This is a genomic window from Candidatus Manganitrophus noduliformans, assembly GCF_012184425.1.
GTDB lineage: Bacteria > Nitrospirota > Nitrospiria > SBBL01 > Manganitrophaceae > Manganitrophus > Manganitrophus noduliformans.
The window spans coordinates 89,699-102,053 of the sequence record NZ_VTOW01000008.1; the positions used below are offsets into that span (position 1 = coordinate 89,699).

Annotated in this window: 13 protein-coding genes; 12 read left to right on the plus strand and 1 reads right to left on the minus strand. The window is 56.9% G+C overall.

Annotation, left to right across the window (positions count from 1 at the left end; translation table 11 throughout):
- Positions 1-24: 24 nt before the first annotated feature.
- From MNODULE_RS23050 to MNODULE_RS23085, 8 genes are all read left to right on the plus strand, one after another.
- Positions 25-525 carry a hypothetical protein gene (locus MNODULE_RS23050; protein WP_168063550.1) on the plus strand — a complete coding sequence of 167 codons (501 nt, stop codon included), beginning with the start codon at positions 25-27 and terminating at the stop codon, positions 523-525.
- 77 nt (positions 526-602) lie between these two features.
- Complete coding sequence (locus MNODULE_RS23055) at positions 603-1,985, plus strand: TolC family protein (RefSeq protein ID WP_168063551.1); 1,383 nt, start codon at positions 603-605, stop codon at positions 1,983-1,985.
- A gap of 89 nt (positions 1,986-2,074) precedes the next feature.
- Complete coding sequence (locus MNODULE_RS23060; protein ID WP_168063552.1) at positions 2,075-3,622, plus strand: efflux RND transporter periplasmic adaptor subunit; 1,548 nt, start codon at positions 2,075-2,077, stop codon at positions 3,620-3,622.
- Positions 3,623-3,681: 59 nt separating this feature from the next.
- On the plus strand, positions 3,682-4,023 hold the full coding sequence (locus tag MNODULE_RS23065; protein ID WP_168063553.1) for a P-II family nitrogen regulator: 342 nt from the start codon (positions 3,682-3,684) through the stop codon (positions 4,021-4,023).
- Between the two features lie 11 nt (positions 4,024-4,034).
- Positions 4,035-7,250, plus strand: a complete 3,216-nt coding sequence (locus tag MNODULE_RS23070) for an efflux RND transporter permease subunit (protein WP_168063554.1) — start codon at positions 4,035-4,037, stop codon at positions 7,248-7,250.
- A 49-nt stretch (positions 7,251-7,299) separates the two neighbouring features.
- Positions 7,300-7,521 (plus strand): hypothetical protein, encoded by a 222-nt coding sequence (locus MNODULE_RS23075; RefSeq protein ID WP_168063555.1) that lies wholly within the window; start codon positions 7,300-7,302, stop codon positions 7,519-7,521.
- A gap of 70 nt (positions 7,522-7,591) precedes the next feature.
- A complete protein-coding gene (locus MNODULE_RS23080; protein WP_168063556.1) occupies positions 7,592-8,125 on the plus strand; it encodes a DUF2231 domain-containing protein in 534 nt (177 codons plus the stop codon).
- Complete coding sequence (locus MNODULE_RS23085) at positions 8,097-8,993, plus strand: cation diffusion facilitator family transporter (protein ID WP_202882328.1); 897 nt, start codon at positions 8,097-8,099, stop codon at positions 8,991-8,993. The genes MNODULE_RS23080 and MNODULE_RS23085 overlap by 29 nt, the downstream gene beginning before the upstream one ends.
- A 171-nt stretch (positions 8,994-9,164) precedes the next feature.
- Here MNODULE_RS23085 and MNODULE_RS23090 read toward each other — a convergent pair whose 3' ends face one another.
- Positions 9,165-9,782: a hypothetical protein gene (locus MNODULE_RS23090; RefSeq protein WP_202882329.1), complete on the minus strand. Its 618-nt coding sequence runs from the start codon at positions 9,780-9,782 to the stop codon at positions 9,165-9,167.
- A gap of 389 nt (positions 9,783-10,171) precedes the next feature.
- On the opposite strand from MNODULE_RS23090, the gene MNODULE_RS23095 reads away from it, so the two are divergent.
- The 4 genes from MNODULE_RS23095 to MNODULE_RS23110 are packed head-to-tail and all read left to right on the plus strand — an operon-like array spanning position 10,172 to position 12,189.
- Complete coding sequence (locus tag MNODULE_RS23095) at positions 10,172-10,900, plus strand: ZIP family metal transporter (protein WP_168063558.1); 729 nt, start codon at positions 10,172-10,174, stop codon at positions 10,898-10,900.
- A 35-nt stretch (positions 10,901-10,935) separates the two neighbouring features.
- On the plus strand, positions 10,936-11,217 hold the full coding sequence (locus MNODULE_RS23100) for a YkvA family protein (RefSeq protein WP_168063559.1): 282 nt from the start codon (positions 10,936-10,938) through the stop codon (positions 11,215-11,217).
- Between the two features lie 4 nt (positions 11,218-11,221).
- Positions 11,222-11,830 (plus strand): cation diffusion facilitator family transporter, encoded by a 609-nt coding sequence (locus MNODULE_RS23105; protein ID WP_168063560.1) that lies wholly within the window; start codon positions 11,222-11,224, stop codon positions 11,828-11,830.
- Positions 11,831-11,865: 35 nt separating this feature from the next.
- Positions 11,866-12,189, plus strand: a complete 324-nt coding sequence (locus MNODULE_RS23110) for a YnfA family protein (RefSeq protein ID WP_168063567.1) — start codon at positions 11,866-11,868, stop codon at positions 12,187-12,189.
- Positions 12,190-12,355 lie beyond the last annotated feature (166 nt).

The following is a 12,355-nucleotide window of genomic DNA, read 5'->3' on the forward strand; positions in this document are numbered from 1 at the left end:
ACAAGTACCTTTGGATCAGAGCGAATGTTCTATCGTAAAAAAAACCAACCCCGATTTCGAATGGCCCTCGCTTGTCTAGCGGTTTACCTGCTGCTCTGGGTCGGAAGCGCTCAAGGCCTAACGCTCGTTTCCATGCTGATGGACAGTTCCCATCAAACCTTCCTTTCCGGAAAAAGTGATCAGGTCCGCCTGATCTTTCATCATTCCGGCTATCAGGATGAACATGAATCTTTTCCCGGACATCCTGCTAAAGATCATGCCGGCCTGCTGGACCGGGTATTGGCGGGCGGGATGGGAGAGAGCTCCGTTCCCGATCATGAGTTTTATCTCTCCGACCATGAACAGCAAATCACTCCCGCATCCACGGCAAAACCCGCACCGGTTTTTAAAATCCTTTTTCCATCAACGATCGCACAAGAGGTGCTGACGTTCGTTCCACCGGTTTTGAATCGTCCCTCTCCGCCGCCTCCATTTAAAATAAGCACCACACTTCTCTCTCTTCGCGCCACCGTCCTTCTGATTTAAATCCTCCGACCCCTCTCTCCTGATTCAAGGGGAAGGGAGTGGCCTGTTCTCCCCTCAACAGACCTTTTGGAGGATTCATGCGTTTAAAATTACTCATCATCTTAATCTTTATCCTCTTCTTCCTCGGACCGCACGCAGGCGCGACCCGTGCTGAGGAATCGCCCCCGAAGCCGCGTCCTCTAGGGAGCGACCTCCCGGCTTTCCTCGCCCGCGCGCCCCGCCAGGAAACGCCCGATAGCCTGGGGGATGCGGCGGCCACCAGAGAGTCGACCGGAACCGTCACTTTACGGCAGGCGCTCGCGTTGGCGCTGATGCAAAACCCGGAGCTTCGGGCCTTCTCCTGGGAAGTCCGCGCGCGAGAAGCGGCGACCCTCCAGGCAGGGCTTCTCCACAACCCGACGATCGGCGCCGACCTGCAGGATCTTGGGGTTTCAGCTTCCCCCGACAGTGTCCCTCAACCCCAGGGTACTTTACAACTTAGCCAGATCATCGAGCTGGGAGGAAAGCGGACGAAGCGGCGCGAGGCCGTGGCGCTTTCGCGCGACCTTGCCTGGTGGGACTACGAAACCAAACGGATCGAGCTCTTCACACAGGTCACCCAGGCGTTTGTCGATCTGTTGCGAGGACAGCAGCAGCAGGAGTTGACGGAAGAAACGGTCCGGCTTGCCGAAGAGACGGCCCGCGTCGTCTCCGAACGGGTCCGGGCGGGAGAGGTGTCGCCGATCGAGGAGATCCGGGCGAACGTCGCGCTGGCCTCGGCGGGGATCGAACGCGATCGGGCCGGGAAGGAATTGGAGGCCGCCCGAAAACAATTGGCGGCCACCTGGGGAAGTGCGATCCCCCAATTTGAAAAAGCGGAAGGAATACTAGACGCCATCTCTCCGATTCCCTCTCTTACGCAACTGGCCGAACGCCTTTCTCAGAATTCGGATCTCGCCCGCTGGGCGACCGAAATCGCCCAGCGCCGGGCCGCCGTCGATCTGGAGCAATCGCGGGCCGTTCCCGATCTGACCCTGATGGGCGGAGTCCGGCGGTACGAATCGACGGGAGATAACGTCTTCATCATCGGCCTCTCTCTCCCCCTGCCGCTCTTCAACCGGAATCAGGGTGGGATCCAGGAGGCGCGCGACCGGCTGGAAAAGGGGGAAGAAGAGCGGCGGGCCGCGGAGATGCGGGTCGCGACCGCGCTCTCCGAGGCCTACCGGGCCCTCTCGACCGCGCATATCGAGGCGACCTCTCTTAAGGAGAAAGTTCTCCCCGGCGCGGCGCAGGCCTTCGAGGCGGTGAACGAAGGATACCGCCTCGGAAAGTTCGGCTTATTGGATGTGTTAGACGCGCAGCGGACGCTGTTCGGTTCGCGGGCGCAGCATCTGCGCGCCCTGGCCGACTATCACCAGGCCGTAGCAGAGGTCGAACGGCTGATCGGGGAGCCTTTGGACGTTACTGGTGGCCGCCCCTAGTGGCCGTTCCATTCTCTGGGCTACATTTTCTAGGCTATCCGAAACGCGCCGGGACAAAATGAGGTCGATCAAAATAAGGGAGTCATCAGATGAATAGTAAAAAGTTCATGGCTGTCGCCACCGTCCTCCTTGTGGGGATCGTCCTGGCATTGACGATTCTGCGAACGGAGAAAACATCCAAGGGGAGCGAATCCCACGAAGAGGAGAAAGGGCATGACGATGAGGTGACCGCGAAGGGGCCTCATGGAGGAAGGTTGCTGTCGGACGGCGATTTTCAGATTGAGCTAACCATCTATGAGCGGGGGGTTCCACCGCAATTTCGGGCCTACGCCTACGAGAGAGGAAAGCCGGTCGATCCGAGCGAGGTCCGATTGGGGGTTTCGCTTCACCGGCTTGGAGGACGGGTGGACGAGATCCGGTTTCAAAAAGAAGCGGACTATCTGCGGGGAGACAAAACAGTCGAAGAGCCGCATTCGTTCGATGTAAAGATATCAGCGGAGCGGAAGAGCCAAACCCATCGATGGGAATATTCGCAGGTCGAAGGGCGTGTGGCGATGGCGCCCGAAGCCGTGAAAGCCGCCGGAATCGAAATCGAGACCGCCGGCCCGGTCCGGATGAAAACAATCCTCGATCTTCCAGGCGAAATTGGGCTCAACAGAAATAAAGTCGCTCACGTTGTGCCGCGGCTTTCAGGGGTTGTCACGGAGGTTCGTAAAAACCTGGGCGAGAGCGTCAGGAAGGGAGAGGTCATTGCCATCCTCGAAAGCCGGGAACTGGCGGAAGCAAAAACGGAGTACATCGAATCGGTCCACCGTCTTGAGTTCGCTCAGGCTTCTTTCGTTCGGGAGGAAAATCTTTGGAAGAAAAAGATCTCGCCCGAACAGGATTATCTGGCCAGCCGGCACGCGCTGGAAGAGGCCGAAATTGCCAGGCAAGCCTCCGAGCAGAAACTGCTGGCGCTGGGACTTTCGTACGCGGATCTCGCATTACTGGCCATTGAGCCGGAAGGCGCTGTGGTGGAACGGGAGGTCCGGGCCCCCTTTGTTTCGAAAGCGCTGACCCGCTATGAATTGAAATCCCCACTCGATGGGATGATTATCGAAAAACGAATTTCAACCGGGGAGGCAATTAAAGAGGACGCCGATATCTTCGTTATTGCCGATCTCTCTACCGTTTGGGGAGATATCACGGTCTACGCCAAAGATCTGCGCGCGGTTCAGTTGGGACAGACGGTCACTGTGCGATCGAAAGAGCTGGGGGAGGAAGCAACCGGAAAGATCTCTTTTATCGGCCCCCTGGTCGGCGAGCAGAGTCGGGCCGCTTCCGCCCATGTCGATATACCGAATCCGAAGGGACTCTGGCGGCCCGGTCTCTTTGTGACCGTAGAGCTGGCGCAGGAAGAAATACCCACGCAGGTTGCCGTTTCCTCTGAGGCCATACAGACCTTTCGGGACTGGAACGTCGTCTTCGTCCAATACGAAGGTCAATTTGAGGCGCGGCCTCTGGAGTTGGGGCGAAGCGACGGAAAATGGGTGGAAGTGGTCTCGGGCCTCTCGCCGGGAGAGAAATATGCCGCGAAGAACAGCTTTGTGCTCAAAGCCGATCTGGGAAAGAGCGGGGCTTCGCATGATCATTAAAAAACCGGTAGAGACGCTCGGCCGGGGCGTCTCTACACAAAAATAAAGGGATATCACCGATGAAAGAGATCAAAGCGATCATTCACCCGCATATGGTCCATAAAGTGGTTCATGCCCTTCGTGAGCTCGAACACTTCCCCGGTTTTACTCTGCTCGATGCGCGTGGGCAGGGGAGAGGTCGCGGCGCCGGCGGCGCCTTTGTCGTCACGGAAGACGACATCGACTATCATCGCAAGACGGTGATGGTGGTCGTCTGCTCTGACGAGATGGCCGCGACGATCGCCGACACGATCCGGGAAACGGCGCACACGGGACAAAGAGGAGACGGCATCATCACGGTGAGGAATCTGGAGGAGGTGATTCGAGTCCGAACCGGAGAGAGAGGCGACATCGCCGTATAGGAGGAAAGGGTATGCTTGAGCAAATCTTAAAATTTTCCATTCGCCAGCGATGGATGGTACTGATGGCGACCGTGGCGATTGCTGCGCTCGGTGTCTACAATTACCGGCGCCTTCCGATCGACGCCGTCCCGGACATTACCAATGTCCAGGTTCAGGTCAATACCGAGGCTCCGGGCTTCTCCCCGCTGGAGGCCGAGCAGCGAATCACTTTCCCGGTCGAAACGGTGATGGCGGGATTGCCTCATCTGAAAGAGGCCCGGTCGCTCTCCCGGTATGGGCTCTCCCAGGTGACCGTTATTTTTGAAGACGGAACCGACATCTACTTTGCGCGGCAGTTGGTCAACGAGCGGATCCAGGAAGCGAAAGGCAAACTTCCGCCGGGGATCGAGCCGACGATGGGACCGATCGCCACCGGCTTGGGCGAAATCTTCATGTGGACGGTCGAAGCGGAAGAAGGAGCGAAGAAACCCGACGGCTCGGCCTATACACCCACCGATCTTCGGACGATTCAGGATTGGGTGATCAAACCGCAGCTGCGGAACGTGAAAGGGGTCACCGAGGTCAACACCATCGGCGGTTATGAGAAGCAGTTTCATGTTACCCCTTATCCGGAAAAGCTGATCTCCTATGGTCTGACGTTCCAGAATGTCTTGGAAGCCCTTGAAAAAAACAACGCCAATATCGGCGCGGGATACATCGAGCATCGAGGAGAGCAATATCTCATCCGGGCTCCCGGTCAGGCGGCGGACCTGGAAGAAATCCGGCAAATCGTCATCGGCAACCACCAAGGGGTGCCGGTTCACATCAAAGATGTGGCCGAGGTGTTGAACGGAAAAGAGCTTCGGACCGGGGCGGCCACCGAAAACGGAAAAGAGGTCGTCCTCGGCACCGTCTTCATGTTGATGGGGGAGAACAGCCGAACGGTCTCTCAAAAAGTCGCCGATAAGCTCGTCGAGACCAACCGGACGCTTCCGGAAGGGGTGGTCGCCAAAACCGTCTACGACCGGACGACGCTGGTCGATGCGACCATCGAGACGGTGAAGAAAAATCTGGAGGAAGGGGCGCTTCTCGTGATTGCGATTCTCTTTCTCTTTCTTGGAAACATCAAAGCAGCGATCATCACTGCTCTAGTCATTCCGCTGTCGATGCTCTTCACGATCACCGGCATGGTCGGCAACAAGGTGAGCGCCAACCTGATGAGTCTGGGCGCGCTCGATTTCGGATTGATCGTCGACGGCGCCGTGATCATCGTCGAGAACTGCATCCGCAGGCTGGCCGAGGAGCAGCATCGATTGGGGAGGCTTCTCACCCGCGCTGAGCGATTCGAGATTGTCTTCGATGCTTCCAAAGAGGTCCGGAAAGCAACGATGTTCGGGGAGCTGATCATCATGATCGTTTACCTCCCGATCCTCACCCTCAGCGGGGTGGAGGGCAAGATGTTCATCCCGATGGCCTTCACCGTCATCGCGGCGCTGCTGGGGGCCATGATCCTCTCCGTGACATTTATCCCCGCCGCCGTGGCGCTGCTCCTTTCCGGACGGATTTCCGAGAAAGAGAATTTTCTGGTGCGGTGGGCCAAGAAGGTGTATACCCCTTTACTGAATCTCTCCTTGGCGAACAGGGCGTTGGTGGTCACGGCGGCAACGGTTCTGGTGGTCTTAAGCGGATTGCTGGCGACCCGGATGGGAAGCGAGTTCATCCCAAGTCTCGATGAAGGGGACATCGCCATGCACGCGCTGCGAATTCCGGGAACCAGCCTCTCCCAGGCGATTGAAATGCAGCACCTCCTGGAAATCCGAATCAAAGAATTCCCGGAGGTGGAGACCGTCTTTGCCAAGCTCGGAACAGCGGAGATCGCCACCGACCCGATGCCCCCCAGTGTGGCCGACAATTTTATCATGCTCAAACCACGATCCCAATGGCCCGATCCGAAAAGGCCCAAGGCCGATCTGGTTCATGAGATCGAAGAAGCGGTCAAGAAAATCCCGGGCAACAACTATGAGTTCACGCAGCCGATCCAGATGCGCTTCAACGAACTGATCGCCGGCGTACGGAGCGACGTGGCGGTCAAGGTCTTCGGAGACGATATGGACGTTCTTTTTGAAACCGGCGAAGAGATCGCCGAAGTTCTGGAAAAGGTCCCCGGCGCCTCGGACGTGAAGGTCGAGCAGGTCACCGGTCTTCCGGTCCTGACCATTCAAATGAACCGGAAAGAGATGGCCCGATATGGGCTGAATCTCTCCGATGTTCAGGAGGCGATCGAGATCGCCGTTGGCGGAAAGAGCGCGGGCCAGATCTTTGAGGGAGACCGGCGGTTTGAATTGATTGTTCGCCTGCCGGAGGAGACGCGGAGCAACCTTGAGGCGATGAAGCGTCTTCCGATTCCTCTTCCCCGGACAGAACCGGATACCCGAGCCGTCCGGGCCGAGTCGCGGCCGAGCTATCTTCCTCTCGGCGCCGTCGCCGAATTCAATATCGCCCCCGGACCCAATCAGATCAGTCGGGAAAACGGCAAGCGGCGTGTGGTGGTGACGGCCAACGTCCGGGGGCGCGACATCGGATCGTTCGTGCAGGAGGCGGAGGCGATGATCAAGGAACGGGTCAAAATTCCGGCGGGTTACTGGACGACCTGGGGCGGGCAGTTCGAGCAGCTGATCTCGGCCACAAATCGGCTGAAGATCGTTGTTCCGGTCTCGCTGCTCCTGGTTTTTCTCCTCCTCTTTGTGACCTTCGGGAATGTCAAAGACTCCCTCCTGGTCTTCACCGGCGTGCCGCTGGCGCTGACCGGCGGGATCGCGGGGATCTGGCTCAGAGGGATCCCGCTGTCGATCTCGGCGGGGGTGGGGTTTATCGCCCTCTCCGGCGTGGCCGTGCTCAATGGGCTGGTGATGATTACCTTCATCAATAAGCTTCGCGAAGAAGGCCAAGCTTTGGACGAAGCGATCTTTCACGGCGCGATCACGCGGCTGCGGCCGGTGCTCATGACGGCTCTGGTTGCGTCGCTTGGGTTCCTTCCGATGGCCCTGGCGGTCGGACGGGGGGCGGAGGTCCAGCGCCCGCTGGCGACCGTTGTCATCGGCGGCATTCTCTCCTCCACGGCGCTGACGCTCCTGGTGCTGCCGGTACTCTATCGCATTTTCCACGCAAAAGAGAATATAAACGAAGAAGCGGAGGGAGCGGAAGAAGAAAAAAGGACCGATGCGGTCGAACTGCCGGAGCGGGCATGAAGAATGCGCCCCGCCCCCCATACAACCCTCAACACGGAGGCAACCCTTTATGAACGAAGGACAACACGTCAGGGTGAAGGTGCGGACTGTGCATGCCGTCTATTCGGGAGATCTGTTCGTCCCGGAAAAACGGAAACGTTTCTCGGATGTCATCAACGATCCCGGCGCGGTGTTTATCAATCTGACCGACGTCCGGATGAACGACGGCCCGGAGAAGATCGAGCATCTCTCCTTGAATAAATACCTCATCGAATCGATCAGAAATGTTTAAGACCGGTTCAGAGTAACCCCGTTGCAGGGTTGATCACTTCTACCCCAAACAGAGAAAAGGAGGAGATAAAATGGAAACACTGCTTCCCGGGATGGCCGCGCTTCGAAATAACATCCATCCCTTGCTGATCCACTTTCCGATCGCCTTCTTTCTGGGTGCGCTTGTGATGGAGGGAATGGCGGTCCTGCATGATGAAAAATTTCATTTCGCCGCGACCTGGATGCTCTACTTAGGAACCCTTTCGGCGCTGGTCGCCCTTCCGACCGGATTCATCGCCGCCAACATTGTTGCGGCGACCGACCCGCGCGGCCACGACGCTCCCGGACATGATTTCATCCACATTCACCGGAACTGGATGATCGCTTCCACCGCCGTAGGAATCCTTCTCACGGGGTACCTTTTCTGGATCAACCAGAAAAAGAATTGGGCCTCCCATCGCTGGAGGCTCCTGCTGGGGCTGGCGGTCTTGTCGACGCTGGTTGCCCTGGGGGCCGACCGGGGCGGCCGATTGGTCTTCGAATTCGGCACGGGGATAAATCCTGCAGTTCTCAAAACGGCTGCAGAAGGGGCCGACCATGGAGACGACAATGGGAACCACCACTGAGGTTAGTATCGGCGAACGCCCGGAATACCGGAAACGGCTCCTCTCTGTTTTTATCCTGACCCTCGGCTACCTGATTGTAGAAGTGATCGGGGGGCTTCTCACCCGGAGCTTGGCCCTTCTGGCCGACGCAGGGCATATGCTGACCGATATAGGAGGGTTGGGGATCGCTCTCTTTGCCATGTGGTTTGCCGAACGGCCGCCGACATTGCAGAAAAGCTACGGCTATTACCGGGTCGAGATCTTGGCCGCGTTGGTCAATGCCGTCATCTTCATCTTCGTTTCATTTTATATCCTCTATGAGGCCTATCGACGTTTCATCGAGCCTCCTAAGGTTTTGGCCGGTCCGATGATGGCCGTCGCGACAGTCGGCTTGGCGGTCAATCTCATCGGCATGCGGCTGCTGCACGCCGGCTCCAAAGAGAGCCTGAATCTGAAAGGGGCCTACTTGGAGGTCTTAAGCGACATGCTCAGCTCCATCGGCGTGATTATTGCCGCATTCGTGATGCTCACCACCGGCTGGTACCTGGCCGATCCGATCATCAGCGTCGGGATCGGTCTCTTCATCCTCCCCCGTACCTGGAGCCTGCTCAAACAGGCGGTCAATATTCTCATGGAGGCGGCTCCTGAACATATCGATTTAGGAGAAGTTGGAAAGGCGATGGCCTCCGTTGAAGGAGTCTACGAGGTGCACGACCTGCACGTTTGGACGTTGACCTCCGGCAAACATGCTTTGAGCGCTCATGTGACGATCTCCAAGCTTCAGGACTGGCCCTCCATACAAAAAGCGCTGGAATCGCTTCTGGCCGACCGTTTCCAGATCAGCCATACGACCCTTCAGGGTCGTTGTGACTCCCGGGCATCGGATTGAAGAAATTAAACTTCCACGAGAGAGGGAGTAGAGAACTAAAGCGGCACATTTTCCCCGTCATCCTCAACTTTAGGTTTCATGGATTTTAAATCGGCGGTGTGCTGAACAAGATCTCATCCCCTATTTAGCCCCGCGCAACTGATCGCCGTGATCGCAAAATGAACCTGCAATTTAGAATGCGAGCAGAAGCAGAGCATAACCGATTGCGCCGAGTGCGAAAACCCAGTAGCGGCTCTCGCGCTGCTCGGGCAGCTCCTCTTTGAGGACATTGAGAAGAACCCCGCCGGCCAGGAACGCCTGAAGGAGGACAGGCGCCAATTGGGGAAACCGATGCAGATATCGAATTCCCCAGCCGAGCAGGACCGCCGCAGCCAGAATCCACCGGCCGATCCGGTCATACTTCTCTTTGTGGTCCGCATGCAGGCCATGGTCATTTACGATAAACTTCAACGCCATCGCAATGAAAAAGAGGAGGAGGGTCTTAAGGCCCCGTTCCTGATTATGAAGAAGCAGATAACCGATCAATCCGTTCATGACGGCGAAGGTGGAGATATGGAGCCAGAATATTTTCAGGCTGGTCGTATCCTCTTTGCCTGCCTCCCGGCGCCGCTTACGCGACCCTTTCGCAAGCCGCTCCAGCCCGTAAAAAATCACCAGGCTGAGGAGAGCCACAATATAGACGTGATCTTTTAAAAAGTAGAAGGAACCTCGGTCCGTTGTCTCCTCAATGGCTTCCTGCCCTTCGCTTAAAGCAGGAAGAAGCCTGAGGAGGACAAAGGAAACGGCCATGCCGCCCGCCAGCGAAAGGAAGCGGCTCCGGGGAACCCCGTCCAGAACGCGTAGGTTTTGGGAGAAGAGGTGGACGGATGCCAGGCCGATTATCATGAACAATGAAGTAAGAACAACCATTTTACTAACTCAATTCAGTAGTGTCCAATTTGGCAGCAAGATCCGTTCCTAATACGTATTCTCTTCAGATGACGCGCGAGCCTGGCCACGAGCACCGGGGGGAAATCCTTTCCAAGGGAGTCCTGGTCTACCGAAGGGAGAATGGATAGGGTGATCCGACTCTTCAGCAGCACCTCGCCTTTTATGCGTTGAGGCGGCTATGTTATGCTAAAAGATGTTAGATTCCATTAAAGCCCCTTTTGTTTTATTCCTGTCAAGGCATAGAATCTATGGAACAATATTTCACCGCGCTTGCTTTTGCCGTTCTGCCGGCGCTCGGCAATTTCGCGGGGGGCATGGTTGCCGAGATGTTCCGCATCTCGGAGCGAACCTTGAGTCTGGCGCTGCACGGCGCGGCCGGCATCATCCTGGCAGTGGTGGCAGTGGAGTTGATGCCGCAGGCCCTTCGAACCGACGCTCCTTGGATCATCATTTTAAGCTTCATCGCAGGTGGCGGCCTCTTTATCGCCATTGATAAGATAACCCACATCATCAACACCCGTGGCCAACAAGCAGGAGAAGAGGCCGGTCCTGGGATGATCTTTCTTGGCGTGGCGTTCGATCTCTTCAGCGATGGCATTATGATCGGTGCCGGGTCAACCATTGAGTTCAGTTTGGGCCTGCTGCTGGCTTTAGGCCAAACCCCGGCCGATTTTCCGGAAGGATTTGCCACCATAGCCGCTTTCAAAGCCAAAGGGGTTGCTCGCCGGATGCGCATTCTGGCAAATGTGGCGTTCGTCATTCCCCTCTTTCTCGGGACGACGATCGGCTACTGGGGGGTACGCGGCCGTCCGGAGATTTTCAAACTGGCGCTACTTGCTTTTACGGCGGGGATGCTGACCACGGTGGCGATCGAGGAGATTGTCCCTCAAGCACATCGCGGTAAAGAGGCCCGCCTCGCAACGACTATCTTTATTGCCGGCTTTGCGCTTTTTACATGGCTGTCGGTCTATTTTTGACCGGCCGCCCTCTTTTGTGACGGAGCCGAAATAAAATGAACCGGTTGAAGTTAATCGGAATGAATTTGAAACGTGAATTGAAGGTCTATCAGCGGATGCTCCGGCATCGCCGCACGCCGCGGACGGCCAAGCTTCTTCTCGCGCTCGCCGTCGGCTATGCCCTTTTGCCGTTCGATCTCATTCCCGATTTTATTCCTCTGATCGGCCAGATCGATGACGTGATCATTGTGCCGGCCCTGCTCTTTGTGGCGCTGAAAATGATTCCCAAAGAGGTCATCGAGGAATGCAGGATGACTGCAGAGAAGGAGGGAAGCTGATCGGATGGATTCAACACTTCAGCGGAGAGCGTTGCGGTTGTCCTATTTTACAGTGGGATATAACCTGATCGAAGGAATCGTCTCAATCGCAGCAGGGCTTCTTGCGGGTAGCGTCGCCCTGGTGGGGTTTGGCCTCGACAGCTTTGTAGAGTCTTTATCCGGGACGGTCATGATTTGGCGGTTCAGCAGCCATCCATCGATCAGCCCGGAGGAAGAGGAGCGGCGCGAGGCGAGGGCCGTTCGGCTCGTCGGAGGTGCCTTCCTGATCCTCGGCGCTTATGTGACGTATGAATCGATCGAAAAATTGCTCCGCCGTGAGGCGCCTGATCCCAGTCTCCCAGGCGTCATCATCGCCCTCTTGTCGATCATCATTATGCCGACCCTCTTTTATCTCAAGTACAAAACCGGAAAGGCACTCGCCAGCCGTAGCGCGGTCGCCGACTCCAAACAGACGCTCGCCTGCGTTTTCTTATCCGTCGCGTTGCTGATCGGGCTGGGGCTCAACTATCTCTACGGACTCTGGTGGGCCGATCCGGTCGCCGGTTTGGTCATTGTGCTCTTCGTGGTGAGGGAGGGTTATGAAGCCTTGAGAGAGGAAAAACTATGCTGCTGAAATCGATCGGATCGGGAGGGAGATCATTGGTGGAGATGGGCGCTTCGTTGTTCTATTTCGTTCTGGCCGGGTTGTGTGAAATCGGAGGGGGGTATCTCGTCTGGCTCTGGCTGCGGGAGGGGAAGCCGATCGGGTTCGCCTTGACGGGAGCGGTCGTATTAGTCCTCTATGGAGTGATTCCCACGCTGCAACCGGCGCATTTCGGGCGGGTCTATGCCGCCTACGGAGGCATTTTCATCGTTCTCTCCCTCCTCTGGGGATGGCGGGTGGACGAGATCTCCCCGGACAGATTCGACCTGATCGGCGGCCTGATCGCGCTGATTGGCGTCTCCGTTATCATGTATTGGCCGAGAAGCTGATTTTAATGCAGCTTTGCCTTGACACGCCAAAGCCGTATCTGTAATCCCAAAGAGATAATGTCCTATTCTGCCAAAGTAGAAATGTCCTCTTTACTGATAGACTGTCTGCCCGAATTAGGAGGGCAGGATGGTCGGAGAGGACAAGGAGGTGATGAGTACCAAAGAG

Bases quoted from the DNA above. Each gene is read 5' to 3' on its own strand.
- MNODULE_RS23080 (WP_168063556.1), top strand. From the start codon at position 7,592: ATGGAAACACTGCTTCCCGGGATGGCCGCGCTTCGAAATAACATCCAT.
- MNODULE_RS23100 (WP_168063559.1), top strand. From the start codon at position 10,936: ATGAACCGGTTGAAGTTAATCGGAATGAATTTGAAACGTGAATTGAAG.
- MNODULE_RS23070 (WP_168063554.1), top strand. From the start codon at position 4,035: ATGCTTGAGCAAATCTTAAAATTTTCCATTCGCCAGCGATGGATGGTA.
- MNODULE_RS23090 (WP_202882329.1), bottom strand. From the start codon at position 9,782: ATGGCCGTTTCCTTTGTCCTCCTCAGGCTTCTTCCTGCTTTAAGCGAA.
- MNODULE_RS23050 (WP_168063550.1), top strand. From the start codon at position 25: ATGTTCTATCGTAAAAAAAACCAACCCCGATTTCGAATGGCCCTCGCT.
- MNODULE_RS23095 (WP_168063558.1), top strand. From the start codon at position 10,172: ATGGAACAATATTTCACCGCGCTTGCTTTTGCCGTTCTGCCGGCGCTC.
- MNODULE_RS23055 (WP_168063551.1), top strand. From the start codon at position 603: ATGCGTTTAAAATTACTCATCATCTTAATCTTTATCCTCTTCTTCCTC.
- MNODULE_RS23060 (WP_168063552.1), top strand. From the start codon at position 2,075: ATGAATAGTAAAAAGTTCATGGCTGTCGCCACCGTCCTCCTTGTGGGG.
- MNODULE_RS23105 (WP_168063560.1), top strand. From the start codon at position 11,222: ATGGATTCAACACTTCAGCGGAGAGCGTTGCGGTTGTCCTATTTTACA.
- MNODULE_RS23075 (WP_168063555.1), top strand. From the start codon at position 7,300: ATGAACGAAGGACAACACGTCAGGGTGAAGGTGCGGACTGTGCATGCC.
- MNODULE_RS23110 (WP_168063567.1), top strand. From the start codon at position 11,866: ATGGGCGCTTCGTTGTTCTATTTCGTTCTGGCCGGGTTGTGTGAAATC.
- MNODULE_RS23065 (WP_168063553.1), top strand. From the start codon at position 3,682: ATGAAAGAGATCAAAGCGATCATTCACCCGCATATGGTCCATAAAGTG.
- MNODULE_RS23085 (WP_202882328.1), top strand. From the start codon at position 8,097: ATGGAGACGACAATGGGAACCACCACTGAGGTTAGTATCGGCGAACGC.